General features: G+C 41.0%; 31 protein-coding genes. 7 read left to right on the forward strand and 24 right to left on the reverse strand.

Translation table 11 applies throughout. From position 1 onward, the window contains the following. Window positions 1–70: 70 nt before the first annotated feature. The 6 genes from NSS76_RS11555 to rpmG all read right to left on the reverse strand — a co-directional run bounded on the left by NSS76_RS11555 (window position 71) and on the right by rpmG (window position 4,556). The gene (locus NSS76_RS11555; protein WP_025092968.1) at window positions 71–1,024 is read right to left on the reverse strand and encodes an ROK family glucokinase; all 954 of its coding nucleotides are present in this window, start codon (window positions 1,022–1,024) and stop codon (window positions 71–73) included. A gap of 13 nt (window positions 1,025–1,037) precedes the next feature. Continuing rightward, entirely contained in the window at window positions 1,038–1,241 is a 204-nt protein-coding gene (locus NSS76_RS11560) for a YqgQ family protein (protein WP_025092967.1), read from the reverse strand. 70 nt (window positions 1,242–1,311) lie between these two features. After that, window positions 1,312–2,850, reverse strand: coding sequence for a rhomboid family intramembrane serine protease (locus NSS76_RS11565; protein WP_326161462.1), 1,539 nt, complete (start codon window positions 2,848–2,850; stop codon window positions 1,312–1,314). A gap of 86 nt (window positions 2,851–2,936) precedes the next feature. Next, the gene (locus NSS76_RS11570) at window positions 2,937–3,110 is read right to left on the reverse strand and encodes a hypothetical protein (protein WP_162176177.1); all 174 of its coding nucleotides are present in this window, start codon (window positions 3,108–3,110) and stop codon (window positions 2,937–2,939) included. A gap of 687 nt (window positions 3,111–3,797) precedes the next feature. Further along, window positions 3,798–4,358, reverse strand: coding sequence for a 5-formyltetrahydrofolate cyclo-ligase (locus NSS76_RS11575; RefSeq protein WP_024422988.1), 561 nt, complete (start codon window positions 4,356–4,358; stop codon window positions 3,798–3,800). Between the two features lie 48 nt (window positions 4,359–4,406). Continuing rightward, a complete protein-coding gene (gene rpmG / locus NSS76_RS11580) occupies window positions 4,407–4,556 on the reverse strand; it encodes a 50S ribosomal protein L33 (RefSeq protein ID WP_008360061.1) in 150 nt (49 codons plus the stop codon). Between the two features lie 413 nt (window positions 4,557–4,969). Here rpmG and NSS76_RS11585 point away from each other — a divergent pair, with 413 nt between their 5' ends. Together NSS76_RS11585 and NSS76_RS11590 are read left to right on the forward strand one after the other, a co-directional pair. Further along, window positions 4,970–5,317 (forward strand): hypothetical protein, encoded by a 348-nt coding sequence (locus NSS76_RS11585; RefSeq protein ID WP_024422989.1) that lies wholly within the window; start codon window positions 4,970–4,972, stop codon window positions 5,315–5,317. Next, window positions 5,314–5,814, forward strand: coding sequence for an endolytic transglycosylase MltG (locus tag NSS76_RS11590; protein ID WP_024422990.1), 501 nt, complete (start codon window positions 5,314–5,316; stop codon window positions 5,812–5,814). Before NSS76_RS11585 ends, NSS76_RS11590 begins: the two co-directional genes overlap by 4 nt. Before the next feature lie 41 nt (window positions 5,815–5,855). Here NSS76_RS11590 and pstB (NSS76_RS11595) read toward each other — a convergent pair whose 3' ends face one another. The 9 genes from pstB (NSS76_RS11595) to NSS76_RS11635 form a co-directional block, all read right to left on the reverse strand. Next, window positions 5,856–6,638, reverse strand: a complete 783-nt coding sequence (gene pstB / locus NSS76_RS11595; protein ID WP_024422991.1) for a phosphate ABC transporter ATP-binding protein PstB — start codon at window positions 6,636–6,638, stop codon at window positions 5,856–5,858. 15 nt (window positions 6,639–6,653) lie between these two features. Continuing rightward, entirely contained in the window at window positions 6,654–7,466 is an 813-nt protein-coding gene (gene pstB, locus NSS76_RS11600; RefSeq protein WP_024422992.1) for a phosphate ABC transporter ATP-binding protein PstB, read from the reverse strand. A 23-nt stretch (window positions 7,467–7,489) separates the two neighbouring features. Next, complete coding sequence (gene pstA, locus NSS76_RS11605; RefSeq protein WP_172881354.1) at window positions 7,490–8,374, reverse strand: phosphate ABC transporter permease PstA; 885 nt, start codon at window positions 8,372–8,374, stop codon at window positions 7,490–7,492. Next, the gene (pstC, locus tag NSS76_RS11610; protein ID WP_024422994.1) at window positions 8,374–9,300 is read right to left on the reverse strand and encodes a phosphate ABC transporter permease subunit PstC; all 927 of its coding nucleotides are present in this window, start codon (window positions 9,298–9,300) and stop codon (window positions 8,374–8,376) included. The genes pstA and pstC overlap by 1 nt, the downstream gene beginning before the upstream one ends. A 79-nt stretch (window positions 9,301–9,379) precedes the next feature. Next, entirely contained in the window at window positions 9,380–10,297 is a 918-nt protein-coding gene (locus tag NSS76_RS11615; RefSeq protein ID WP_024422995.1) for a phosphate ABC transporter substrate-binding protein, read from the reverse strand. Window positions 10,298–10,511: 214 nt separating this feature from the next. After that, window positions 10,512–12,647: a peptidoglycan D,D-transpeptidase FtsI family protein gene (locus NSS76_RS11620; RefSeq protein WP_041106887.1), complete on the reverse strand. Its 2,136-nt coding sequence runs from the start codon at window positions 12,645–12,647 to the stop codon at window positions 10,512–10,514. Between the two features lie 122 nt (window positions 12,648–12,769). Then, on the reverse strand, window positions 12,770–14,056 hold the full coding sequence (locus NSS76_RS11625; protein WP_024422996.1) for an MFS transporter: 1,287 nt from the start codon (window positions 14,054–14,056) through the stop codon (window positions 12,770–12,772). 328 nt (window positions 14,057–14,384) lie between these two features. Next, window positions 14,385–14,993, reverse strand: coding sequence for a superoxide dismutase SodA (gene sodA / locus NSS76_RS11630; RefSeq protein ID WP_007501264.1), 609 nt, complete (start codon window positions 14,991–14,993; stop codon window positions 14,385–14,387). A gap of 181 nt (window positions 14,994–15,174) precedes the next feature. Continuing rightward, on the reverse strand, window positions 15,175–15,660 hold the full coding sequence (locus NSS76_RS11635; protein ID WP_024427974.1) for a DUF456 domain-containing protein: 486 nt from the start codon (window positions 15,658–15,660) through the stop codon (window positions 15,175–15,177). A gap of 144 nt (window positions 15,661–15,804) precedes the next feature. Here NSS76_RS11635 and NSS76_RS11640 point away from each other — a divergent pair, with 144 nt between their 5' ends. Then, the gene (locus NSS76_RS11640) at window positions 15,805–16,563 is read left to right on the forward strand and encodes a DUF1189 domain-containing protein (protein WP_185853691.1); all 759 of its coding nucleotides are present in this window, start codon (window positions 15,805–15,807) and stop codon (window positions 16,561–16,563) included. Between the two features lie 72 nt (window positions 16,564–16,635). On the opposite strand, the gene NSS76_RS11645 is transcribed toward NSS76_RS11640, so the two are convergent. Beyond that, on the reverse strand, window positions 16,636–17,181 hold the full coding sequence (locus NSS76_RS11645) for a GNAT family N-acetyltransferase (protein ID WP_048238899.1): 546 nt from the start codon (window positions 17,179–17,181) through the stop codon (window positions 16,636–16,638). A 198-nt stretch (window positions 17,182–17,379) separates the two neighbouring features. Here NSS76_RS11645 and NSS76_RS11650 point away from each other — a divergent pair, with 198 nt between their 5' ends. Then, window positions 17,380–17,682 carry a hypothetical protein gene (locus NSS76_RS11650; protein ID WP_341082256.1) on the forward strand — a complete coding sequence of 101 codons (303 nt, stop codon included), beginning with the start codon at window positions 17,380–17,382 and terminating at the stop codon, window positions 17,680–17,682. 105 nt (window positions 17,683–17,787) lie between these two features. Beyond that, window positions 17,788–18,903, forward strand: coding sequence for a flavodoxin-dependent (E)-4-hydroxy-3-methylbut-2-enyl-diphosphate synthase (gene ispG / locus NSS76_RS11655; RefSeq protein ID WP_024423001.1), 1,116 nt, complete (start codon window positions 17,788–17,790; stop codon window positions 18,901–18,903). 43 nt (window positions 18,904–18,946) lie between these two features. On the opposite strand, the gene NSS76_RS11660 is transcribed toward ispG, so the two are convergent. Continuing rightward, window positions 18,947–19,309: a DUF308 domain-containing protein gene (locus tag NSS76_RS11660; protein ID WP_024423002.1), complete on the reverse strand. Its 363-nt coding sequence runs from the start codon at window positions 19,307–19,309 to the stop codon at window positions 18,947–18,949. A 139-nt stretch (window positions 19,310–19,448) separates the two neighbouring features. Here NSS76_RS11660 and NSS76_RS11665 point away from each other — a divergent pair, with 139 nt between their 5' ends. Further along, window positions 19,449–20,027: a 5' nucleotidase, NT5C type gene (locus tag NSS76_RS11665; protein WP_341082257.1), complete on the forward strand. Its 579-nt coding sequence runs from the start codon at window positions 19,449–19,451 to the stop codon at window positions 20,025–20,027. Between the two features lie 60 nt (window positions 20,028–20,087). Here NSS76_RS11665 and NSS76_RS11670 read toward each other — a convergent pair whose 3' ends face one another. The 5 genes from NSS76_RS11670 to NSS76_RS11690 form a co-directional block, all read right to left on the reverse strand. Continuing rightward, window positions 20,088–21,005: an ROK family protein gene (locus NSS76_RS11670; RefSeq protein WP_024423004.1), complete on the reverse strand. Its 918-nt coding sequence runs from the start codon at window positions 21,003–21,005 to the stop codon at window positions 20,088–20,090. Window positions 21,006–21,124: 119 nt separating this feature from the next. Then, window positions 21,125–21,553 (reverse strand): Fur family transcriptional regulator, encoded by a 429-nt coding sequence (locus NSS76_RS11675; RefSeq protein ID WP_003217433.1) that lies wholly within the window; start codon window positions 21,551–21,553, stop codon window positions 21,125–21,127. Further along, window positions 21,531–22,391: a metal ABC transporter permease gene (locus NSS76_RS11680; protein ID WP_024423005.1), complete on the reverse strand. Its 861-nt coding sequence runs from the start codon at window positions 22,389–22,391 to the stop codon at window positions 21,531–21,533. Before NSS76_RS11680 ends, NSS76_RS11675 begins: the two co-directional genes overlap by 23 nt. Then, a complete protein-coding gene (locus NSS76_RS11685; RefSeq protein WP_024423006.1) occupies window positions 22,391–23,167 on the reverse strand; it encodes a metal ABC transporter ATP-binding protein in 777 nt (258 codons plus the stop codon). Before NSS76_RS11685 ends, NSS76_RS11680 begins: the two co-directional genes overlap by 1 nt. Window positions 23,168–23,302: 135 nt before the next feature. Continuing rightward, window positions 23,303–24,184, reverse strand: a complete 882-nt coding sequence (locus NSS76_RS11690; protein ID WP_024427967.1) for a YitT family protein — start codon at window positions 24,182–24,184, stop codon at window positions 23,303–23,305. Window positions 24,185–24,324: 140 nt separating this feature from the next. Between NSS76_RS11690 and NSS76_RS11695 the strand changes: the two genes are divergently transcribed. Next, entirely contained in the window at window positions 24,325–24,579 is a 255-nt protein-coding gene (locus NSS76_RS11695) for a DUF2624 domain-containing protein (RefSeq protein ID WP_024423008.1), read from the forward strand. A gap of 48 nt (window positions 24,580–24,627) precedes the next feature. Here the strand turns inward: NSS76_RS11695 and NSS76_RS11700 are convergent, their stop codons facing one another. After that, window positions 24,628–25,521, reverse strand: coding sequence for a deoxyribonuclease IV (locus NSS76_RS11700; protein WP_073206324.1), 894 nt, complete (start codon window positions 25,519–25,521; stop codon window positions 24,628–24,630). 9 nt (window positions 25,522–25,530) lie between these two features. Next, window positions 25,531–26,850 (reverse strand): DEAD/DEAH box helicase, encoded by a 1,320-nt coding sequence (locus NSS76_RS11705; RefSeq protein ID WP_024423009.1) that lies wholly within the window; start codon window positions 26,848–26,850, stop codon window positions 25,531–25,533. Window positions 26,851–26,901 lie beyond the last annotated feature (51 nt).

Below are 26,901 nucleotides of genomic sequence, written 5' to 3' on the forward strand. Positions count from 1 at the left end.
GCTAAACATCCAATTTCATGCCTATCTATCGCTTTTTTTAATAAAAATGACATCATTATGACTTTTTTGTTCAAGACAGCCATTTGGTTTTTGCCATCCATGCACCGCCGATAACACCCGCATCGTTTCCGAGTGATGCAATTACCACTTCAACATCGTCAGCGCAAGGCGGGAAAGCATGTTGTTTCACAATGCGCTCTACTTTACTGCGAAGAAGCTCACCTGCTTTTGAAACACCGCCGCCAATTACAATTTTTGTTGGGTTTAAAGCACTAGCAAGATTCGCTAGGACAAGTCCAAGATGTGTCGTCACTTCTTCTACGACACGCATTGCAAGATCATCTCCGTTTTCCGCCGCTTCAAATACATTCTTTGCCGATAACGAAGCGAGCTTGCCAAGTGAAGATGTATGCTGCTCGGTTTCTAATTTATCCTTTGCAATCCGGACGATGCCAGTTGCAGATGCGATCGTTTCAATACAGCCTGTTCTTCCGCAGTTACACGGTGCTCCTTGAAATGGAACGGCACAAATATGGCCAATTTCTCCGCCAGCACCTGTCTCCCCTTGAACAACTTCACCATTGACAATGATGCCGCCGCCAACCCCTGTTCCAAGTGTGACCATCAGGATATTTTTTGCGCCATCGCCTGCACCCTTCCACATTTCACCGAGTGCAGCAATATTCGCATCATTTTCAATGACAGATGGAAGTCCCGTCTCTGCCTCTAGGTGATCTTTCAAGGGGTAGTTTGTCCAGCCCAGATTCGTTGTTTTATAGACGATGCCAGATACTTTATCTACAGGTCCAGGTGCACCCATTCCGATCCCAATAAGTGCTGATTTCGGCATACTGATCTCAACCAGTTTATGGTCAATTGATTTGGCAATATCGACTGTGATCGTCTGCCCGGATTTATCCGTAGGAATCTCCCACTTATGCTGAATTTCACCATATAGATTAATGAACGCAAGCTTAATTGTCGTACCGCCAAGATCAATACCTACAAACCAATCCCCTGTCATATGCCCTCCACCTTCACATTGTTTTTCGATTTAATTTGGCTAGCTCCATTTGAAGAATCGTCATTGCGTTTGACCATTCGGTCCGGTCAATGATGCCCGCTGTATACATTTCCTTCAATTCGTCTGCCATAAATTCTAATTCTACTTCACGATCTCCGAAATACACATAATTTCCAAATCTCATGAGCAGCTGCTGTACATCATATAACGTTTTCATTGTTTCCACCATTTCTTTTCATCAACAGATAGGATAAGCGTATTCATAAATGCGCTTTCAGTCAAGTCATTCAACGTGTTTGACTATTTTCGATATATTGTTTCAGCTTTAAAAATTGATCATTTTGAGGATCTTGTTTTAACGCTTTCGCTAATAGGTCCTCTGCTTTCGCTGTCTCTCCTTTTTCTACGTATAAAAGCGATAAATGATACAGTTTATTTGGATCATCTGGATCTTTTTCAAGCGACTTTTGTAAAAATTGAATAGCCTTATCAAGTTGGCCCTGCTGCGCTTCCGATAGTGCATAGATATGAAGTGCCTCAGCTGATGCATCTTTATCGTGCACATATTCCTCTAGTCGTTCACTTGCTTCGCTATACTTTTTCTCATCAAATAAACTTGCTGCCTCACTTGTTGCCGCTGCTTGCTTTTGATCGTCAGAATGAAACCCTGTATACAATCCAAAACCACCAATAAAGAGCAAAGCAGCACTCGCAAGAAGCATTTTGACAGGCTGGATCTGTTTAGGCAGACGGACAGCTAATGCGGTGAAAAAACCGCCAACCAGGCCGCCAAGATGCCCTGCGTTATCAATACCTGATACAGTGAAGCCTATTCCTAGGTTGATGAGGATAATGACAATAATATTTGTCCCCATCGTCCGAAAGAAAAGCTTTCGGTTTGAGATGGCTAAATATAACAGTGCGCCTAAGCAGCCAAAGATCGCGCCAGAAGCGCCTGCTGCAATTGCCGTATTAAACACAAAGCTCGCTATAGAGCCAAAAATGCCGGAAATCAAATAGATGAGCAAAAATCTTCCCGACCCATAAATTCTCTCAACAGCCGCTCCAACGGACCAAAGAGCAAAAGTATTAAAGAGTAAGTGCGTCAAGCCAATATGTAAAAACATTGGTGTCATCAGGCGCCACCATTCACCCTCTAAAATCAGCACATTATTTTTAGCACCAAATGCTGTTAAAGTTGCGGTATTGGTACTTCCGCCTGACAGCTCAAGTAAAAGAAACATCACCACTTGGACAGCAATCAGCAAGTAGGTAAAAATGGGTCTCCCATTTTGAAACACGGCCCGTTCTCGTTCTCGCTGTTTTTCCTGATCATCAAATGCCTGAAGCACGTTCCTTTTCAGCTGCATTGCATTCTCAGCTGTATCTTTCTTCGCTTCTTCTACATCTACTGCAAGCGATGTATTCAGCCATTTTTGCAGTTCGTTTACATCGTTTTGAAGCGTGTCTGCACTGAGTAATACAGGAGTAACTGTCACCTTATTCTCTTTTTGCGGCTGACCGTTTAAGTCTTCCCAATCATCTACTGGAACATCAGTTGTAAATTGCAGCTGCAGGAGATGAAGAGATCGTTTACGCATAGCTTCTCTCAGCTGATTGATCCGATATGTTTGCTCCTCGATATCTCGAACGATCTCCTGCCTGAAATTCACATCTTTTCTATATAGACGGATAAGATCATAACCTGAGTTTCGTGGTGCTTCAAAAAATATTTCATCTTCTGGGTACGGACTTTGAATCATCTCGTATCCTTTTTGTCTAAGTTCATCAACAACTCGCCAAAATAAACTATCTATGACATTCATACATTCGCGCTCCATTTTTTACATTATTATAGCAAGAATCGTTCTTATCCGCATTTCTAAACAAAAAAATCCCGGCTTTTGCGGGATTAGAATGCTTGGCGAATAAATTTCGTCCGAAAATATGGGATTTTCATCAGCCATTTAATCAAAAAGTGCCGGACTTGATTTTGCCCTAAAACCAAATTCATGAGCCGATAACGATTTTGCACGAGAACGAATGCAAACAGTGTGAACACAATGCTCCAAATCATTTTATTCATCATATTCCCTCCTATGTTCGTATCGTGGCTTAAATAGGATTTGTTTATGCATGAACCATCGTTTTTATCGCTTAAAAGGTTCCTTTCATAAAGAGGCCTTCACAATCTAATCCCTTGTTCTTTTGATTGAATATAATAGACCTCTCCGCACTCTGATTGATCATAAGAAACGTCAAATTGAGAAGGTCGATTAAATCCTTGAAAGTATAAGGCAGCCTACAATTTCGCTCTAACTCCTCCACCTTGTGCGGGAAGTAACTGTCGTATGGATTTGGTGTATGAACATATACAGCGTCTAAACCAAGGTCATGTTCGTGAATACAAATCCAAGTTTGGTATGGCTTTTCAAAGCTTTCAAGCTGTTTTAGCCGCCTATGATATAATGCGATATGAGCTTTGATATGCTCTCTTCTTATTTTTAAGCTATTTTCCCCGACTCCAAAAAAATCAAGGTGCGTATGCCAAAAATAAAACCATGAATCACGATCAAGTCACAAGTATTCACTTCCTCCCGAATATTACGGAAGTACCTTTTCTTTTCACGAAATTTTTTCAAAACATATCCCCTGTCAGCTAAAATGCCTTTTAATGAAGAATGTTGATCGCTATCGTGTATGTGACTTTTGATCATAAGCAAGCACCTTCGCTCAACACAAAAAGCCCGTTCATATGTATAAGCAGCGGACTTTATTTTAGATATATGGTACCTTTCTCACTGACCATGATTGAGACCGGGATGTCGTGCGTTTCAGCCGGAATATGCTCGGTTTGCTGTACTGTCAAACAAAGGGCAAGCGTTTCGCCGTGATAGTCAGCTAAGTAGCGGTCATAATAGCCGCCCCCATATCCGATACGGTAGCCTTGTCGATCGAAGCACACACCAGGCACAATGATCAAATCGATTGATTCTTTAGATGCAGTAGCCGACGTCAGAGGATCTGGCTCCAATAGCCCAAAGTAGCGGGAGATCATTTTCGTTTCTGGTGTATATTCATAAAACGTCATCTCTTTTGTTTCCGGAAAACAGGTGGGTACACATACTGTTTTCCCCTCCCGCCATGCTTTTTCAATGAGAGGCATTGTCGGTACCTCTTTTCCTCTAGACATGGTAAGTGCAACCGTATTCGCTTGTTTCCATGCTGGCAGTTGAAACAAGCGCTCATGAAGTAAAGCGGTGCTTCGCTTGAATTCTTCGGCACTCATCTGGTCCAGCTTGGCTAATGTTTGAAGGCGAAGTTCCTTTTTCACAAAGATCATCTCCCATCATAAAAAAACAGCAGGAAAATTCCCTGCTGCTTACTTTGTTTCACGATGTAAAGTTTGTTTTTTATCACGTGAGCAATACTTTTTGAATTCAACGCGATCTGGATTGTTTCGCTTATTCTTTTTAGTAATATAGTTACGCTCACCGCATTCAGTGCAAGCTAGAGTAATATTTACGCGCATGTTTTTCCCTCCAAACTAAAATCAATTCACATTCAGACCTAACTATAATACCACTTCTAGCTTAGGAATGCTAGAATGTTTTTTCACCAATTTGATTTTCAGTGCAATCCATCCGCGTTCTGATCCATATCGTATGGTCATTTCATGAAAAATAGCCTGCTCCCCTATAAAACCTCAATCTTTGTCGTACTGTATACATGAGAAACCCTCTTTTATTTTGACAGCGAGCAAGATTTTCATACTCGTTTTTCATATAAAAAGAAAAAAGATGAAAAAAAGGTGATTTTTTCAGCAATTCCTTTTGAAACTAGCTTTTTTATGGTATAAAAAAGAAGGGTCGAAAACTGTCTGAAACAATCATGAAAGCCTTTTATGGCTTTCAGCATTAAAATATGAATAAAAGGTGATGAAACATGGAAATTGCAATTATCGGATTGCTTGTTGTCAGTATCGTACTGATCGCATTCTCATATTTTCAAAGAGAGCCGATTAAAGAAGTCGAGCAGGAACTTGAAACACTTCAACTATCTGCAATGCAAGAAATCTATAAACTGAAAAAGAAAATGAAGGTTCTTGAAGAAGAATTGCTTGAAACAAACATTGTCGTCCGCAAACATTCAGAAATTGATCCATCTATCGCAAGACAAATCATTTCAAAGCATCAAAATGGCATGTCTCCTGAGGCCATTGCGCGCGCTGAGCATGTATCTGTAGATGAGGTCAACATGATCATTAAAGACAATGAGAAGGTGCTTGTATGACGAAAAAAAGCATCCAAACGTTTGCGGCAGGTATGATTCTTGCAACTGGTGTTCTGGCGATCGTTTTTTTCCTCACTGGAAAAGATGAAGCGGCGGCTGATACAACCACAAAAGAAACGCTCGCAGCGAAAGTAACAGACACCGATGTGAAAAACTATTTAGACTCTAAAAAAGAAGTCTCTGTCAGCCGTGAAACATATCAGCAGCTTCTTGATTATAAAGAAAAAGCACTGAAAGCAAATGAAGACGGCGATTCTAAAAATGATAAAGAAACATCGGACAAGCCTAAAGGCAAATCGGTCAAATTTGTTATTAAAAACGGGATGAGCACAAGTGATGTTTCAGACATGCTTGAAAAGGACGGAATCATCAACTCGTCTAAAGATTTTAATGATTACGTGATTGACGCCGGCTACCATAAAGAAATTCGTGCAGGCAAGTTCAATTTAAAAACAGGGATGACGTTCAAACAAATCGTCAAAGCCTTAACAAAATAACAACAATACCCCCTGGCGGCGCTGACCTCCAGGGGGTTTTATTATCCAAATCGACCAGATATATAATCATTTGTTCTTTGATCATTTGGCTCTGAGAACATCACATTCGTATCATTGACCTCAACAAGCTCTCCCATTAAAAAGAAGGCTGTTCTATCTGATACCCTCGCCGCTTGCTGCATGTTATGCGTCACAATGGCAATCGTGTATTTCTCTTTTAATTTCATAATTAATTCTTCAATCTTTAATGTTGAGACAGGATCAAGCGCTGATGTTGGTTCATCCATTAGTAAAATATCTGGGCTTGTAGCAATAGCTCTTGCGATACAAAGACGCTGCTGCTGACCGCCGGAAAGACCTAATGCTGGTGCATTTAATCGATCTTTCACTTCATCCCAAAGGGCAACATCACGAAGCGCTTTTTCAGCGATTTCTTTCAATTGCTGCTTGCTCTTCACGCCGTGAATTCTTGGTCCGTAGACGACATTATCAAAGATAGACTGAGGGAATGGGTTTCCTTTTTGAAAGACCATCCCGACGTTTTTACGCAGTTCCACTAGATCAACGCGGCCTTTTAAAATATTGTCGCCGTTATACATCATATCTCCGGTGATTTTCACACCTGGCACTGTTTTGACCATAAGATTTAAGGTCTTGATAAACGTTGACTTTCCGCAGCCTGACGGACCGATAATTGCTGTGACTTCATGCTCTTTAATGTCTAAATCAATATGCTTCAGTGCGTGATGTTGTCCGTACCAAAGGTTCATATCATTCACACGAAACACTTCTTTTTTTGCTGTTTCAGTTGCTACTGCATTCATCAAAATCCACCCGCCTTATCCAAATCGACCATTGATATAGTCTTCTGTTTTTTGCTGCGCAGGACGTGTAAAGATACGTTCAGTGGCATCATATTCTACTAGATCACCGTTCAGGAAAAAGGCCGTATGATCAGATACACGTAACGCTTGCTGCATGTTGTGTGTCACAATGACGATCGAATAATCATTTTTCAAATCTGATAATAGCTCTTCAATTTTTGCATTTGAGATCGGGTCTAGGGCAGAAGCAGGTTCATCTAACAAAAGAACGCTGGGCTTCATCGCAAGTGTACGCGCAATACAAAGGCGCTGCTGCTGACCGCCGGATAATGACAAAGCCGAGCGGTGCAGACGATCTTTGACTTCATCCCACAGCGCCGCTTTTGTTAAGCTTTCCTCTACCGCATCATCAAGCACTGATTTTCTTTTTTCACCCGCATACTTTAACGCATGGGTAATGTTATTGTAGATCGATTTAGGAAATGGGTTTGGTTTTTGGAAAACCATGCCGATTTCTCTTCTTAAATTCACCACATTAATGCGGTCATCCAAAATATTAAGTCCTTCGTACATGATCGCCCCTTCACTTCTCGCACCTGGGATCAAGTCGTTCATGCGGTTAATGCTGCGTAAAAAGGTTGATTTCCCGCAGCCAGATGGGCCGATTAATGCGGTAATTGCGTTTTTCTCAATTTCAAATGAAATATGATTGACCGCTCTTTTTTCACCATAATAAATGCTTAAATCCTGCACCTGTAAAATCTGTTCCGCTTGAAGTGGAGCCTTTTTTGCTGCAATCTCTTTTTTTTCTGCTAGCATTTGAACCATATCCCCTTCACACCTCTCTCACATTATTTTGACGTAAGCTTTTTATGAATAAATGAACCAAGCCATCTAGCTGCTAAGTTAAATACTAAAACTGAAAGCACAAGTACGGCTGATGCACCATTTGCAATGGCCTCTGCATCTGGAATGATTCCTTGTGTATTGACGTTCCATATATGAACGGCTAATGTTTCTGCCGGTCTAAAAATATTCAGTGGTGACGTATCAGAAAATGGACTCCAGTTTGTAAAATCAAGACGCGGTGTGGTGAGACCTGCTGTGAAAAGAAGCGCTGCTGCCTCCCCAAAGACTCTTCCTGATGCTAAAATCGCACCGGTAATAATAGAAGGAATCGCACCTGGAATCAGGACTGTCTTCACTGTATGCCATTTCGTCACACCGAGCGCAAGTGATGCTTCCTTTTGATCCTTTGGTACAGAGCGAAGCGCGTCTTCTGTCACCCTGACCATCACTGGCAAGTTAAACACCGTGAGCGCAAGAGCTCCTCCGATGATCGTATAGCCCCAGCCTGTTAAATTGACAAACATGAGTAAACCAAACATACCAATGACAATAGAAGGAAGTGAAGACAACACTTCAATACATGTGCGAATAAAATCAGTGACTTTGTTTTGAGGCGCATATTCAGCCATGTACACTCCACCGCCGACACCAAGTGGTACTGTGATCAACATTGTTATAAACAAAATGTAAAACGAGTTAAACAGCTGATCCCTAATACCGCCGCCAGAGCCAATTGCACTTGAGCGGGTTGTCAAAAAGTCAAAATTTAATTCTTTTGCACCGTTGAAGATGATATAAGAAAACAAACCAACTAGGATCGCCGTAATAATGGCGGCACATACTCCAAAAACAAACGTGGCAAAACGATCGGTCATTTTGCTATTCATTAAATCTTCCTCCTAGACGACAAGTATCTGATAATGAGTATGAACATAAACGATACAACTAGAAGGACAAGACCCATTGACCAAAGTGTATTGTTTTCAACACTTCCATACGTTGTGTGACCCATGTTTAACGTAATAATGGTTGTTAATGTACCAGCTGTATCCATAATGCTCTCTGGTAAATTACGCGTGTTTCCAATGACCATCTGAACGGCAAGGGCTTCACCAAATGCTCTTGCCATTCCAAGAACGACTGCTGTCATTAATGTTGGAAGAGCTGCCGGTACAAGCACACGTCTAATCGTTTGCCATCTTGTAGCGCCAAGTGCATAGGATCCCTCACGTAAGCTTTTTGGAAGGGAAGCCATTGCATCAGTTGCAATAGATGTAACGGTTGGCAGAATCATAATAGACAGGACAATCGTTCCTGCTAACACGCTATGCCCTGAGCCACTTGACTTGAAATGTCCGATAAACGGCACCAATACTGTAAGACCTATGAATCCGTAAACAACGGATGGAATCCCTACAAGCAATTCAATGACTGGCTGGAGAATTTTCCGGCCCCATGCAGGTGCAATTTCTGTCATAAAGATCGCTCCTGCGATGCCTAGCGGCGCTGCAATAAGTGCCGATAGAAGCGTGACGGCGATCGATCCAAAGATAAAAGGAAATGCGCCGTACTCCGGGTTTTCTGCTGTTGGGTTCCAATTGATACTGGTTAAGAACTCAATTGGGCTTACACCATTTACGATGAAAGATTGTAAACCCTTAATGCCAAGGAATATTGTGATGGCGATGGATACTGCAATCATTAAGAATGCGCAGAATTTCACCAAAATACTTCCTCTTACTTCATCCATTTGCCTATTTTTCTTCGAGCTGATCAGCCGATCGCTCGCTTCTGTATGTTCTATCTGCTTCATCTTTTTCTACACTCCTATGAATGTCATAAAAGGAAAAGTGAAATGCTCCACTTTTCCTTCATCAGCAATTCAAGACCTCTTACTTATCCGATTGTTTGCCTGTTGCGTCTCTTTCTACTTTCATATTAGAGACTGAGATGTAGCCTTGGTCTTTGACGATTTCTTTTTGTACTTCGTCACTCATAAGGTAATCTAAGAATTGTTTTGCTAGACCTTCCGGCTCACCTTTTGTATAAGAGTGCTCGTATGCCCAAATTGTATATTTACCGCTTTCTACATTGCTTTCTTCTGGTTTCACACCATCAATGCTAAGCGGTGTAATTTTGTCATCTGTTAAATAAGAGAATGCTAGGTATCCAATCGCACCTGGTGTTTCTGCAATCAGCTTTTTCACTGTGTTTGAAGAATCTTCTGTGATTCCTTCTGCAGGTGTTGCACCATCAAGTGCATATTTCACAAATGTTGCACGTGTTCCTGAAGAATCAGGTCTGTTAACAAGCGTGATTTTTTGGTCTTTCCCGCCAAGCTCTTTCCAGTTTTTGATTTTACCAGTGAAGATTTTTTTCAATTCGTCCTTTGTGATGTCTTTGACACCCACTTCAGGGTTTACAGCTGCGGCCATTCCAACAACTGCTACTTTGTGGTCTTTTAAAGCTTTTGCGTCGACTCCGTCTTTCTCTTCAGCGAATACATCTGAGTTACCAATTTGTACAGATCCTTCTGAAACTTGAGAAAGTCCTGTTCCTGAACCGCCGGCTTGTACTTGAATATCGGCTTTTGGATGTTTATCCATGAATTTTTCTGCTGCCGCAAGAACTAAAGGCTGCATCGCAGATGATCCTGAGATGGTAATGGAACCTGATGCCTCATCTTTGTTTGAAGCATTTCCTTTACTGTCTTTTGAATCTCCGCTTGAGCTGCTGTTTCCGCATGCTGTGACGAATGCTAACAATGCGATAGTAAGGAAAGTAAGCAGCCATAATTTGTTCTTTTTCATTTCAAGAATACCCCCTGAATAATTTGTCCTACGAGTAATACATTAAAGGTTCTTTATTAATTTCGTTTAAATGGAATGTTAAGGTTTTGTAAATGTCGAAGTTTTGTAGAGAAATTGCGGCGTTTTTTATGAATTTTGTCAATTTATATCGGAATTTTTGAAGAAAACGTAAAAAAACGCCCACAAAAAGTGAGCGTTTTTACCTATGAAAGGTCTAGTTATTTGTTTCTGCTTCATTTTCAATTTTGTTTTTGTTTTTCGCCTGTGTATCATTGCTTTCCTGTTTTGATTTCAGTTCAAAATACTTATCTAATACTTGTTCACCAATATCATTTGTAATTGGATAGCGCTGGTTGTAGTCTTGATACACCCATGGCACGACAACGGAAATAGCCACTTCTGGATTATCAGCTGGCGCATACGCAACAAGAGTTGTATTATACGTCGATGTACCGCGCTTGCTTTTAATTGGACCGTCATAGAATGATTGAGCGGTTCCTGTTTTGCCGGCTGGATTATACTTTTTGTTGCCAAAGTTTGAATAGGCTGTCCCTCTTGGGTTCTGCATGACAAGCTTGAAGCCTTGCTGAACGCGTTTGATCTCATCACTTGTCATGTCTAGCTTATTCAATACATCCGGTTTGACGGATTCCGTCACAGCTCCAATGCCTCGCTGCGGGTCTGACTCTCTCACTTCTTTGACAAGCTGCGGACGTAAACGATACCCGCCATTTGCAATGGTTGAAACGTATTGCGCCATTTGCAGCGGTGTAAACGTATCATACTGTCCAATCGCATAGTCAAGTAAGAGACCCGATTGTGTAGACGTTCCTCTGTAGCCCGTTGCTTCGTTTGGCAGGTCAATACCGGTTTTGACGCCAAGGCCAAATTTACTGAAATTGTAGCGGAACGTATCAAATGCTTTCGGATCAATTGGGAGCGGCTGCTTTTTACGATATTCGCTTTTCCCAATGGCGATCGCTGTTTTGAACATATATACGTTTGATGAACGCTCTAGTGCTGTTAAATCATTAATAAGTCCCATATTTTGATAGGATTTCTTCGGCGGTGAATTGGCGATATAGAGAGGTTCATCGTATTGGGTACTTCCAATATGAATAGCGCCTGTTTTATATCCAGTCAGTACCGTTGCCCCTTTTACGGCTGATCCCATCGCATATGAGGAGGTCATCGTTCCTAATGCGTAGTCATCGAATTTGTATTTTCCGTTTTTGTTTGAAATCTGCTTACCCGCAACAGAGAGAACCTCTCCATTTCTCGGGTCCATCATGACAACAAATGCGCGGTCAAGAAGCTCAGTTCCCCCTCTTTGTTTCGCACTTTTCAAGTTCTTTTCAATAATTTTTTCAACCGCTTTTTGCAGCTGAATATCAATGGTAAGCACAAGGTCTTTCCCGCTCTTACCTTCTGTTAACACTTTAGAGCTTGTGACATTGCCCTGTTTATCAGTTGTACTCTGTTCTTTTTCCTTTTGGCCCTGCAGGACATCTTCATATTGATATTCGAGATAGCTTTTTCCTACACGGTCATTTCGGCTGTAGCCGAGTGATAGATAATGCTCAAGAAGTGACTGCGGAAGACCTTCATCACTCGAAGAAACACTGCCGAGCATACTGCGGAGCAGTCCTTTATACGGATAGCTGCGTGACCAGTCTGTCGTCACATCAACACCTGGCAGCTCGTCCAAATGCTCAGAGACGTAAGCAATTTCGCTTGGCTTTACATCTTCATTTTTAATAAATTGAGGCGTAAGTGCATAGCCTCCATCCATCTGCCTTTTAATGGCAAGCACTTGTAAATCTTTTTTCGTCAGTTGATTTAATTCCTTGTCTGTGATGCGTTTTAGCTGAAGCTCATATAGTTTATCATCAGAGACCTTATCGTCACCCTTTAATTCTGATTCCTTTTGAACAAGCTTTTTCGCTTCATTTGGATGCGTTAAGATCCAGAAATCTTTTTTGTCACGATCTGTGATTTTTTTCGTACTCACATGAATCATATCCGCTAATTTTGATGCCACTTTGAGCCGCTCTTCTTGTGAAGTCGTCGAGGTTCTCGTATATGTAATGGCATTCAGCGCTTTATTGCTGACAATCGTATTGTAGTTTCGATCATAAATTTTTCCGCGCGGAGCAGATGAGCTGACATTCACATCCTCTTGTTTTTCTGCCTGCTTTTTATAATCTTCTCCATTGACAATTTGCACAAATCCGAGTCTAACGACAACACCGGTAAAAATAATAAAGGCAGCTAAAAATAATAAATTCAGCCGGATCGGAAGTGTTTTGCGCCCTTCCTTCGCGTCTTTTTTGTTTTTCTTGTTTCTCATCACATCACCTTTTCTATCAAGAAAGAAATGGCACCCCTTTTTGTGTATAAAAGGTGCCATCATCATTTTAGCGGTTTTTCTATCATTTATCTAGAAATTTGATGTTCCATAGGTAAGAAATTTTACCTTTCTCCCTTAATAAGGTTCGTTTGAGAAACTGGCTTTTGACCGTCAGCCTCTTTCATATCAGCTGTTTTTTCTTTCAAATGAATATCTTTTACAAAGTAATAAATGAGGGTGTGCCCCGCTCCAAGCACAACAAGTGATGCAGGGATTCCGAGCTCATCACCTAGTAAGGTGACAGACAGCAGGAACAAAACAATCGAACAAATACGGCCGGCATTTAAAAATAGCTCTCTGACCACAATATATTCAATTCGGGCCTTTCTGGCATACCTTGCATGACCAATGACATCATATGTTAAGGATACATAAGGAACAAGCAGGAGCGGATATCCTATTGCAATGGCTACCGCATACATCAGAAGTGATACATAGGACAAGTGGAAAACGATTAAAAACAAGGCGCCGTATAAAATCAGCCCACCAAGCATGATGGCCTTCTTACGCCACTTTTTCTTAATCAAACGGGTAGCGAAGAAATAAGCAAAAAAGGCAACACCTGAATTCACTAAACCAAACGTCCCGAGAGCAAGCTCACTGTTTGTTGCAATAAACACAAAGACACTGATTAAGAAGACAAAGACCCCTTCACGAAGCCCTTGAAAAAAGTGAGCTGTTGTAATCCTACGCCAATTCTCGTCTGCATGACGTTCTTTCCAAATTTGTTTGATCATAAATTTGCCTTTAGACTGCCTTCTTTTGAGGAAAAAGCTCATCACAACCGCTAGTGAAAACAAAAAAAGCGATAATGTGAAAATGACTGTGTAGCCTGTATCATCCGTTAACTGAGAAATGACAATCCCCGCAATGAGAGGACCGATCATGCCGGCAGTTGAGGAAAGCACACCGAGAAATCCATTAAAGAAGTCTCTTGTTTCAGGCTCGGTGATCTCAAAGGTGAGTACATTAAAAGCAAGCCAGTAAAAGCCATAGCCGATCCCAAGGACACTTCCCAATAAAACTAGCCGTGCGGCCGCTTGTTCTCCTGCCATTAAGACAATTAAATAAAAAGCGGCTAAAAAGATGACACCGAAACGAAGGACAAACGCCCGGTCTATTTTTTTTGCGAGCCGGCCAGCGAATAAAAACGTAATGGGCTGAAGCACCACAATGGCCAAGTTATAAATCGCAAGATCCGTGAATTTTCCAGACTGTTTCCATAAGTACACATTTACAAACGTATTTGAAAGCGCAATGGCAAGTGCATATAACCCGCCAATCGTGAGGAGGAGCAATAAATCTTTTGTAACATCCATGTCCCCGAACATTTTCTTTAATCTGCTCATACCATTCATTCTCCTTTTCTACACAATAGTCTGTCTCATCAAAAGGCAGATATGTAAAAAAAGGAGGGAAAATATAAAAAGACCTGCTTCTCTTGAAAGCAGGTCTCAGCGTGTAGACAATCCCTTGCATTCGTTGTCAGGTCTGTGCGCTGGTGCTCACGAATGTTCAATTCGCTCCGCAAAAGTAGCCGTCCTTCCTAGACTTCAAAGGTTTTCTATCACGCTGAAGATGAAAGAAGACAAAGGGCTAAAATAAAGATCATTTTAGCCCTTTGTCAATAATCTAAGACCTGCTTCTCTTGAAAGCAGGTCTTTTCAAATCAAATCATTATTTTGCTTCGCTGTAAAGGCGAGCTACTTCATCCCAGTTCACAACATTCCAGAATGCTGAAATGTAATCAGGACGACGGTTTTGGTAGTTTAGGTAGTAAGCATGCTCCCAAACGTCTAATCCTAGAATTGGCGTTTTTCCTTCAGTTAAAGGAGAATCTTGGTTTGGCGTGCTTGTGATTTCAAGTTTTCCATTGTTCACAACAAGCCATGCCCAACCAGAACCAAAGCGTCCTGCAGCTGCTGCAGCGAAATCAGATTTGAATTTTTCAAATCCACCTAGTTCTTTTTCGATTGCATCTGCAAGTTCACCAGTTGGTGCGCCGCCACCGTTTGGTGAAAGAAGCGTCCAGAATAATGAGTGGTTCGCATGTCCTCCGCCATTGTTACGTACAGCTGTACGAATGTTTTCAGGCACTGAGTTTAAGTTAGCCACTAGCTCTTCAATTGATTGATCTTCAAGAGCTGATACACCTTCGATTGCTTTGTTTAAGTTTGTTACATATGTGTTGTGGTGTTTTGTGTGGTGAATCGTCATTGTTTCCTTGTCGATATGTGGTTCTAATGCATCGTAAGCATATGGTAATTCTGGAAGTTTAAAAGCCATGGTTAAATTCCTCCTTAAAATATATGTACTGAAATGCTTCCTCTGTAAGTCAGCAATTCACCCTACTCAAAGAGTATCAAAAGAAACAGCTTGTTTCAACGTTATTGCTCATGTTCTGAAACATTTCAGTGTTTATTTTGTATTTAGCCCTTTTGAAAAAGTTTTAAACACCCTTTTTTACTTAGCGAAGGACATAAAATAAAAAGATCCCTAGCATCAGCGCTTGAATCAATCCTTTTGCAAAAACACCTGATACAAATCCAATTAATGAGCCTAATCCGACTTTCACACTCGTCTTCAGATCTTTTTGATGAACAAGGAGCTCTGCAATGACACTCCCAAGAAATGGACCAATAATAATTCCTGCAATGGGTATCACAAAAGGACCAGCTAATAACCCAATGGTGCTTCCCCAAATAGCTGCCTTGCTGCCGCCAAAGCGCTTTACCCCAATAAGGTTTGAGACATAATCTGCCGCAAATAAGACAGCAGTAAACATGGCTTGAATGAGCCAGAACGTCAGGGTAAGCGGCTCGAAGCTAAAGAAGAAGCCATATAGAATAAATCCGAGAACCATAAAGACCACACTCGGGATAATTGGATAAACCAGTCCAACAAACGCAATGATAAATGCACAGCCAATCAGTATCCAATACAGAATGTCCAAGACCGTGCCCCTCCTTTTTATATGCTGTATACATTATGCCTCATTCCCTCTATCTTAACCAGTGATGAAGGCCATACTTGTACTCGATGGATAGACATTGATACAATATGAGAAATAGAAAAGAATGTAGGAAGTGAATGGGTATTGAACGTATTTAATCTATTGTTAAAAGGAATTTATTCACCAAAAGATATTGCTAAAGCACGGTTTACAGGGATCGGTAAAGCGATTTTATTCATTTTTATCCTCTCAATTATCGCAGCAATTCCTCAGGGGTATCATATGAGCCAAGAGATCTCGAATGCGATGTCAGGATTTCAGCATGTGATCAAAAAAGATTTACCCGACTTTTCAATCGAAAAAGGAAAGCTTCAAGCGGATCAAAGTGAACCAATAGAAAAAGAAGAAAACGGCATCACGATTATCTTTGATCCTGCTGAAAAAATAAAAGCAAGTGAGCTTGAATCAAAGCAAACGGCCATCGCTTTGTTAAAGGAAAAAGCAGTGATTGCCATTGATGGACAAATGACAGATATTCCATACCAGCTCCTTGGTGGAACGCTGACAAAAGATGAACTCGCCCGCGTCACAAATCAGAACCAAGCGATTATCATCCCTGTCATCTGTGTACTGCTATATCTATCAACTGCGGCTCTCATGTTTATCAGCGCAACATTCCTTGCGATGCTTGGTACATTTATTAAACGAATGCAGCAAAAAGAGCTGTCCTTCCAAATGCTTTGGAAGCTCTCCGCTTATTCACTCACATTAACAACGGTCTTTTTCGCCATCATGAGTGCATTAAACACGCCTGTTGCAAACTCATTTTTATTAAATTGGGTCATCAACTTTATCTTTTTATATCTTGTTGTGAAAGAAATTCCTGCAAAAAAAAGCAAATGATCCATTCAACGTGGATTTGTCTACACAATAAAAGCTCCTCCGGCTCGGGGGAGCTTTTTATGTATATTCATGCTAGGACTCATCTGGATGGATGATCGCAAACAAATAGTGATCCTCCCACACTCCATTAATCTTTACTTTTTTACGATTTAGTCCCTCATTTTCAAAACCTGTCTTTTCAAGTACACGAATGGAACCCTTATTACTCGGCTTTACTCCAGCCTCAATACGATGGAGATTCAGTTCAAAAAAGGCATAGTCAATGATTAAACGAATGGCTTCTGTCATATATCCATTTCCGCCCTGCCTTTGATCGAGTACATACCCAAGCCATGCTCCTTCTATTGGACCTCTTACGACAGAACTTAATGAGATCGTCCCAATTAAGGCACCTGTTTCATTTAAGAAAATACCATGCATGTAAGATTCATCTTGTGCACTTCTTTGCACACCGCGCTGAATCCGTTCAATTTGACGAGGTAACGTGAAGAAATCATCTTTGACCAAAGGTGTAAATTCCTGAAAATATGAGCGATTCTCAAGCTCTAATGTTAACAGTGATTGTGCATCATTTTCTGTTAGTGTTCTCACATATATATGCTGACTAACCTTCTTCATAAAATCCCCCCTTTCTTATTTTATCATAATCGTCATATGAGCTTGCCCTCCTATTTACACCAACGACCCAAGCAGTTTTATTACAAGAGACATACTAGAACGAACTAGAACCATCCTTTCCAGCTTTTCTCCTCTTTTTGGTTCTATCATTTCAGAACATGCATAGACTGAAGTAAACTCTTAAAAGCGGTGAGTAAAATGCGGCGAATTCTTTTTTTACTAATCAGTTTGTTTGTCCTCTTTATTATCTTTTTTGATTTGAAAAATGGAACCATCCCTGTTGAGGAAAACACAGCTGTCCCAGCAAGTGCGTTTCAAACAGCTGAGAAAAAGACTTATAAGAATGTCACTGTTAAACAAGGTGAAACGGTCCTCTCCATCGTACATACAAGCAAGCCACTTGATGATGTCATTAAAGATTTCGAGGAGCTGAATCAAGGTGTTAAGGCGAACGAAATCAGGGCAGGCAGCACATATAAGTTTCCTGTCTACAAGAGATAAAACGTTAATTCCTTGTCATTCATACAAAGAGACTGTTACAATATGAACTGTAAAACACGACGTACACGGCAAAGGATTGCTTGTACACTAAGGAGCGATTGACAAGTGAGTGAAGTCACACATCGTACTAAAACGCGTCCCGTCAAAGTGGGACCTTTAACTATAGGTGGAAATAATGAGGTTGTCATTCAAAGTATGGCAACAACCAAAACACATGATGTCGAAGCGACAGTCGCTGAAATTAAACGTTTAGAAGAGGCAGGCTGTCAAATCGTGCGTGTCGCATGTCCGGATGAGCGTGCAGCAAATGCAATTGCGGACATTAAAAAACAAATTAACATCCCGCTTGTTGTGGATATTCATTTTGACTACAAGCTTGCACTGAAAGCAATCGAAGCAGGCGCAGACAAAATCCGAATCAATCCAGGAAACATCGGAAGAAGAGAAAAAGTCGAAGCGGTTGTCAAAGCAGCAAAAGAAAAAGGCATTCCAATCCGTATTGGCGTAAACGCTGGTTCATTAGAGAAAAAGATTCTTGATAAATACGGCTATCCAACAGCAGATGGTATGGTCGAAAGTGCATTGCATCACATTAAAATTCTAGAAGACCTAGACTTTCATGACATCATCGTCAGTATGAAAGCATCTGATGTAAACCTTGCAATTGAAGCATACGAAAAAGCGGCTAAAGCCTTTGATTATCCTCTTCACCTTGGGATTACAGAATCAGGTACGTTATTTGCAGGTACAGTCAAAAGTGCAGCTGGACTTGGCGCTATTTTGAATATGGGGATTGGGAACACCCTCCGTATTTCATTAAGTGCTGACCCAGTTGAGGAAGTAAAAGTAGCACGTGAATTGTTGAAATCATTTGGTCTTGCATCAAATGCAGCAACACTGATCTCCTGCCCAACTTGTGGACGAATTGAAATTGACCTCATCAGCATCGCAAATGAAGTCGAAGAATATATTTCTAAAATCAAAGCACCGATTAAAGTAGCTGTTCTCGGCTGCGCTGTTAACGGTCCAGGTGAAGCACGTGAAGCGGATATCGGTATCGCAGGCGCTAGAGGCGAAGGCTTATTGTTCCGTAAAGGTGAAATTGTTCGTAAAGTACCAGAAGAAACAATGGTCGAAGAACTGAAAAAAGAAATCGATAAAATCGCTGAAGAACATTATGCGAAAATGGAAGCTGAAAAAGAAAAACAAGCGAATGCCTAACAAAAAACGCCTGACGTCATAGTCAGGCGTTTTTCTGTTCTTGTTAAAAGAACGGGGTGATAAATATGCCTAGGATAACGGAAACAATTCCGATCCCAATTGACCACGCGCCAAGCGCATGTGCTCCTTTTCTTCTTGCAATATAACCAACGACGATTGCCGCTACCCCTAATAGCACCGGCAAGACAAATAATGAGATAATCGCAATCGCGAGTGCTGTATAGCCTATCCCTTTACTGCCTGAATCGTCACCTGCTTGGTCACGTCCTCGTCTATCTTCTCGATCTCTTGAAGCTTGATATGGCTCTGCAATTTCAGCAGCTGTTTCCTCTAAATAGCCATCATCATTACTAAAGTGTGTGTCGATTTCACGATCATTTCTTCTGAAATCCTCGTCTCTTTCCATGATCAATTCCCCCTTTTGGTTAATAGAAAGGAGCTTTTTTAGTATGAGCCAAAATGTCTGTTTCATGATTGCTAAAACTTGCTGGAATTGTGAATTGATTATGTTACACTTTAAGAGTATAAAAATGAGGAGTGTGGGCATGTTACGTTTAGGAATTGATATTGATGGTACAGTGACGGCACAGGACACCTTTGTCCCCTACTTAAATGAGTCGTTCCAATGTGCCATGACACTAGATGATATGACAGAGTATGATTTGACGAAGCTTTTAAAGATTTCTCAAGAAGAATTTTGGGGCTGGATGGATCAGCACGAGCCTCTTATTTATAAACAGGCAAAGCCTGCTGAGGGTGCAAAAGAGATCCTCGACAAAATGAAGCTGCAGCACAGACTGATTTATATTACCGCAAGAAGGCAGCAGCATTCGGATATCACCTACAAGTGGTTTCAAGAACATGATGTGCACTATGATGCTATTGAGCTGGTTGGCGGTCATCATAAGCTGGAAGCCGTTCAAAAGCATAAAATTGATGTATTTTTTGAAGACCATCATGGCAATGCCACAATGATTGCAAAAGAAGCTGACATTCCGGTTATTCTTTTTAACTCCCCTTATAATCAAATGCCAATTGACGACAGAATTATTCGCGTGAACAACTGGCAGGAAGCGTCTCAATGGATCAAACAATACGAACAGCGTCTGCAAACTGCTTATTAATGTAACTGAGCGAGCACCGAAGCGGATTAAACGCGAGTCTACACGCTGAAGCCGATACATTTAATGTATCGGCTTTTTTGATGGAGCAAGCTGCCCTTCTTTCATGAGGAAATGGTACAGTGCCCCCTTCATGCCTGCCTGATTCAAGTAGTAGCAAGTTTCCAGCTTCACCTGAATGTTCTTCCACGCATGCAGTGTATGTAAATGTTTTTCAATGTTTTGTAATAAATCTGGTCTTGCACTTACGCCTCCGCCAATGAGGATTTTCTCTGGGTTAAGAACAGTCGCTACATTGTAAACGCCAATGGCTATTCGCTTGTACCATTGATCCAACAGCTTCTCAATGGCCGGATCATGCTTCGCCTTTTCAAAAATTTCTTGACCGTCTATTTGAGCACTTTGCGGAATTCCTTGCTTTTCTTTATAGCTCCGAATTAATCCAGCCGTTGAAGCGCTGCTGTTAAGAGTTGTAAACTGGCCATTTTCCGTCTCTGTCAGCATCATGCCAAATTCACCACCGCGGAAGGATGCACCGCGCACAAGCTGACCATTAGCAAAAATACCCCCGCCGACACCCGTGCCAATTGTCATACAAATAAAGCTATCACAATCTTTCGCATGACCGCTGTATTTTTCTGCGAGAGCTGCACAGTTCGCATCATTTTCCACTTCTACACGAAGAGACGTTTTCTCTTCTAAAAGTGTTTTTACATTTTGACCATTTAAGGCGATGATGGCGCCTGCAAATTCTGTATAACCTGATTCACTGTCCACAAAACCTGGAAGACTGATGGCGATACCGCTGACATCCTGCATCCTTTGATATTGCCTGACCACATCCGCCATGGCTTCTAAAAACGGTTCAAGCTGCCGGCAGTTCGTTTCATAGTCACCACTTGTGACAAGCTCCCCATCCTGATCCATTAATCCATGTTTTGTTCTCGTCCCGCCTACATCAAACACGACGTAATAGGCCACTTTTACCCCTCCTTTTACTTTAAAAAGTAGTACCTTGATCTCATTTTAATGAAACAGCCTCTCTTTGTAAAACGTTTTCAAAAGACAAAACAAAAAAGCCAGCTCCATGGCTGGCTTTTTCATGAGTGAACTTCCTTCGGTTCGCAAGAAGGACATGTTCCATATATTTCAAATTTATGTCCACTAATATGATAATCCTCTAAATCGGCGTCGAGCTTGTCCATAGGGCAGGCATCGATCTCTTTTGTTTTCCCGCATGTAAGACAAATAAAGTGATGGTGATGATGGGAAAAAGAACATTTAAAACGGAATAGTTTCTCCCCTGACAATTCCGTTGTTTCTAATATTCCAAGGTCTTCATATAGTGACAAGTTTCGATAAATCGTATCAAAGCTGAGACCCGGGTAGTCTTCACTTAGTGCTGTCAGCACATTTTTAGCGGTCAAGTATTTATCAGAATCAGAAAACAATTGAAGCATGTCTTCACGTTTGCTTGTATATTTGTAGCCTTTTTCCTTTAATAAATCAAGCGCTTCTTGTACGTTCATGTTGATTCCCCCTTCTGAATTTCCCAATACTAATACACCCGATTAAAATCAAGATGGACAGCATCACAATGGTTCCGCCTGGCGCTAAATCAAGATAATAGCTTAAAATCAATCCGGCCAATACAGACAATTCACCAAACAAGATCGAAAGGAAAATCGCCTGTTTGAATCCTTTGGCAATGCGGATACTTGCTGCAACAGGAAGCGTCATGAGCGCCGACACAAGCAGTGTACCGACGATACGCATCGATGCCGCAATGACAAGTGCAACAACTAAGATAAAAATAAAATGAATCCATTTTGCTGAAATACCAGAAGCCTTTGCATGCTCTTCATCAAAAGAAAGCAGAAACAATTCTTTATATAAAAGCACAACAACTAACACAACAACGAGTGAGATCCCTACAATAATCCAAAGATCAAGTCTTGAAACCGCACTGACACTTCCGAATAAATAACTAAACAAATCTGTATTAAAGCCATTCGCTAGTGAAATGAAGATGACGGAAATCCCAATACCACCTGATAAGATGATGGGAATGGCAAGCTCCTGATAATGCTTATACACGGAGCGCAGGCGTTCAATAAACAATGAACCTGCAACAGAAAAAGCCATCCCTAAGTAGAGCGGGCTTACCCCTGTCAAAAGGCCAAACTTTTTATCAAGAAATAGACTTGCGGCAATACCGGCAAGTGATACGTGACTGAGGGCATCTGCAATAAGCGAAAGCCTTCTTACGACAATAAATACACCAAGTAAGGGCGCAATAAAACCAATCAGTAACCCTGCGATAAACGCATTTTGTAAAAATTCATAATGAAAAAATGGAAATAGCATTATTCATGTCCCCCATGATGGTGATGATCGTGATGAATCACTTGAATGTCATGCCCGTAAAATTGGGATAGCGCCTGATCATCCATTGAATCAAACGCTTCTGCATCCCCGTGAAAATGCAGTGTCTGATTTAAACAAGCCACATGGGTGACTTTATCAGAAACGGTGCCAACGTCGTGTGTGACGAGAATTAAAGACATTCCTTTTTCTTTGTTTAATGTTTCGAGCAGCTGATAAAAGCCTTCTACTGTCCGCTGGTCTACTCCAACCGTGGGCTCATCCAAAATGAGCAGCTTCGGCTGACTGACAAGCGCACGGGCAATAAATGCACGCTGCTGCTGCCCGCCAGAAAGCTCACCGATGTTTTGATGCTTTAAATCCTGTATGCCAACTGAGCGAATGGCATCTTCCACTTGCCATTTATCCTGTTTGCTCATTCGTTTAAACAAACCAATTTTTGCGGTCAGTCCGCTTGCGACGACTTCATATACAGAAGCAGGGAAACCTGTATTAAAGCTATTCGCCTTTTGAGAAACAAATCCAATTTGATCCCAGTCTCTAAATTTTGAGACAGGCGTGCCAAATAGCTTTAATTCACCCTGCTGCGGTTTAATGAGCCCAAGCAGGCATTTTAATAAGGTTGTTTTACCAGAACCATTCGGTCCAACAAGTGCTAGAAAGTTTCCTTCCTCTACTGTTAAATGAATGTGATCAATGACATTTCGCTGTCCATACGAGTACGAAATGTCCTTCATTTCAATAATTGGCTTTGCCATGAATCTTTCCACCTTTAATCAATATAAAAAGAATGATTACGATTTATACAACAAAAAGAAAATGGCTTTTGCCATTTTCTCTGTCCATACATACATTTCATTATATAAAAGAAAGATAAAAAAGTAAAATAAAAGCTAATGAATGGCTGTTTTGAACTTACCGCCTTTTGTTTCATGCGTATCCATAATCGTGATAAATGCTTGGTCATCAATTTCAAATACAATGGATTTCAGCTTTGTAATTTCAAGCCTTGTGACAACGGCGTAGATGACATCTTTTTCTTCATCTGTATAGCCGCCTTTTCCTCTCAGCTTTGTCGTTCCCCTGCCGAGTCGATGCAGAATCGCATCTGAAATTTCATCATAATAGTCTGAGACGATAATGACAGCTTTTGTTTCATCAAGCCCTTGAATGACAGCATCAATTGTTTTCATTGCCAAATAATATGTCATGACAGAATACATAGCCTGCTCTGGTCCAAAAACAAAGCCCGCCCAAATAAAAATGAACACATTGACGATCATGACAAACTCACCGACGGAGAAAGGAATTTTTTTCGTCAGAAGAATTCCCAAGATCTCTGTTCCATCCATTGAACCTCCATTACGGATGACAAGTCCAACACCAAATCCAAGTAATAGTCCGCCAAATACAGTGGCTAAGATCGGCTGTGTTGTAAATGCCTCCACATGATGAAGTGAAGATTCAATCACGGCTAAGCTGACAATCCCAATCACAGTGGAAATCAGAAAGGTTTTCCCTATATGCTTGTATCCTGATATCATAAATGGAATATTTAAAATGACAACAATCGTCGCAAAATTAATAAACGGGTTATCTGTAAAGAGATAATCCAAAATAAGCGAAATGCCGATGATGCCCCCATCAATAATATTGTTTGGCACTAAAAATAATTCAATGCTGACTGCTGCACATGCAGCTCCTACTAGAATCAGAAAAATTCTCAAAATAAAATGAGGCACTGATTCCTTTCTATGCTGTTTACTATTTGCCATACGTTCTCCCTTCTACACAAGTTAAATTTTCAATGAACATTTTATCCACTTTACTATTTTATCATTTCACAGAATAAAATAAAATTTTTTGCACATTTTCCGTTTTCGCCCATACATTGTTACAGAGGGGAGGAATGGAATTGATTTTAATTCAAAAAATTGTCCTGCAGCGGCTCAATCAGATCACAGCAAATGATCTGTTAAGGTATGCGAAACAGTATGGCGTCAGTTTAACGTCTCATCAAGCTGCTGAGGTGGCCAAACTCATGAACGGGAAAAACATCAATATTTTTAATGACTCAGAGCGTAACCGGCTTCTTAAGCAAGTGGAAGCGATTACTTCTAAACAGACAGCACAGACTGTGAATGATTTATTTAACCAGTTTACAAGTTAAGCAAAAAAGGGCCGCATTTAGCGGCACCTCAACATGTTGCATCCTTTTTTACTGACCCGTAATTTTATCTAGTAAGCCTTCATCAAATTGCTTTTCTTTCAGCATGGCAATTTCGAATTTGTAAGGTGGTTTTTTGTTCTTTTTATCTTCACCTACATAAGGCGTTTCTAGAATTTTCGGCACATCTTGAAGCTGCGGATGATGCACAATATAGCTCAGTGCATCGAAACCAATTTCACCAAAACCGATATTTTCATGTCGGTCTTTTCTTGCGCCTTGCACGTTTTTACTGTCATTAATGTGAAGAACTTTGATTCGGTCAATACCAACAATTCGATCAAATTCTTCTAACACACCATCAAAGTCACTCACAATCGGATAACCAGCATCGTGCGTGTGACACGTATCAAAGCAGACAGAAAGAGCTTCGTTATGTGTCACTCCGTCGATAATTTGGGCAAGCTCTTCAAAGCTTCTTCCGCACTCTGATCCTTTTCCCGCCATTGTTTCAAGTGCAATTTGAACCTCTTGACCTTTCACAATGACTTCGTTTAAACCTTCAATGATTTTTTGAATCCCTGCCTCTGCCCCTGCTCCGACATGCGCACCCGGGTGGAGAACAATTTGTCTTGCTCCCAGCGCTTCCGTACGCTCAATCTCAGAGCGAAGGAAGTCTACACCAAGCTCAAATGTCGCTGGATTCACTGTATTTCCAATATTGATAATATACGGAGCATGCACGACGATATCCGTCATGCCATGCTCTTTCATATGCGCTTGTCCAACTTCAATATTGAGGTCTTCAATTTTCTTACGGCGCGTATTTTGCGGTGCACCTGTATAAATCATAAACGTATTCGAACCATAAGAGGCAGCTTCCTCACTCGCTGCAAGAAGCATATGTTTTCCGCTCATGGATACATGTGAACCAATCTTTAACAATGTTTCCCCCTACTTTCCATTACGCTTTGACTTTCTACGTTCCTGTCTTTTGATTTTATCCATCTCACGTGTCATTTTCTTTTTATATCCAGGTTTGACGGCTTTCGGTTTTCTCACAAGACGTTTTGCTTTTTCTTCAATTTCATTTGGGGCTTTTTTACGTCTTTGACGCTTCAGACGGTCATCTGCATCTCGCCATTCACCATGAACAATGGTTTTGTTTTCAAACACAACGCCCATTTTCTCAATTTGAATGAGTGCATCCTCATCAGCCAGCTCATAAATGGTCATGGCAATTCCAGATGAACCCGCACGAGCTGTTCTTCCAACGCGGTGCACATAAAAATCAAGATCAGATGGAAGTTCATAGTTAATCACGTGGCTGACGCCTTTAATGTCAATCCCGCGAGCTGCAAGATCAGATGCCACAATATAAGTGAACTCCAAATCTTCAATTTGTTTCATGACTTTTTTACGTTCCCGCGGCGTCAATCCGCCATGGAGCACACCGATTTTCATTCCTTTTTCTTGTAGGAACGATGCGATTTCATCAACAGTTGTTTTTGTATTGGCAAAAATGATCCCTAAATATGGCTGTACATTCGTCACCATTTCATGGAGCAATTTTAATTTATCACGCTGTTTAGACGGAACTAAAATATGCTGAATGTTTTCAGCTGTAATCCGTCTTGGTTCAACATGTGCATACTTTGGATTGTCCATATATTTTTTCAGGAAAGGCTTTAGTTTTTCTGGGATGGTTGCAGAGAACACAAGCATTTGCAGCTGTTCTGGCATTTGTGCACCGATACGGTCCACATCTTCTAAAAATCCCATATCCAACATTAAATCAGCCTCATCAATAACAAGAGAGGTCGCTTTGTAAACATTCAGCGCCTGCTCATGAATGAGGTCAGCAATACGTCCAGGTGTACCGACCACCAAATGCGGCTGGTTTTTTAGCTTTTGAATTGATTTCTGCTTGTCCGTTCCGCCAATGTAAAGCTTTGCTTTGATCTCTTCTTCTGGAGAAGCATTCTTTAAAATCGTTTGAGCTTCTTTGAAAATTTGATTGGCTAATTCTCTTGTAGGTGCAGTAATCACCACTTGTACCTGTTCTTTGCTTGGATCAATTGAATGAATCAGCGGCAGTAAGTACGCATGAGTTTTTCCTGTTCCGGTTTGTGACTGGCCAATCACGCTTTCTCCTTTTAAAACAGCAGGGATGATTCTTTTTTGAATATCAGTCGGCTCATAAAAGCCTAGTTCATGAATAGCATCTATAATAAAAGGCTTTAATTCATATGTCGTAAATTTCGTTTCTTTCATGTTTTCACTCCTTAAGGCAATGCCTTTTTGCTCATCTCCTCATTATAGCTG

Origin of the sequence: Bacillus sp. FSL R5-0654, from assembly GCF_038008745.1 — a bacterium.
Taxonomy (GTDB): Bacteria; Bacillota; Bacilli; order Bacillales; family Bacillaceae; genus Bacillus; species Bacillus safensis.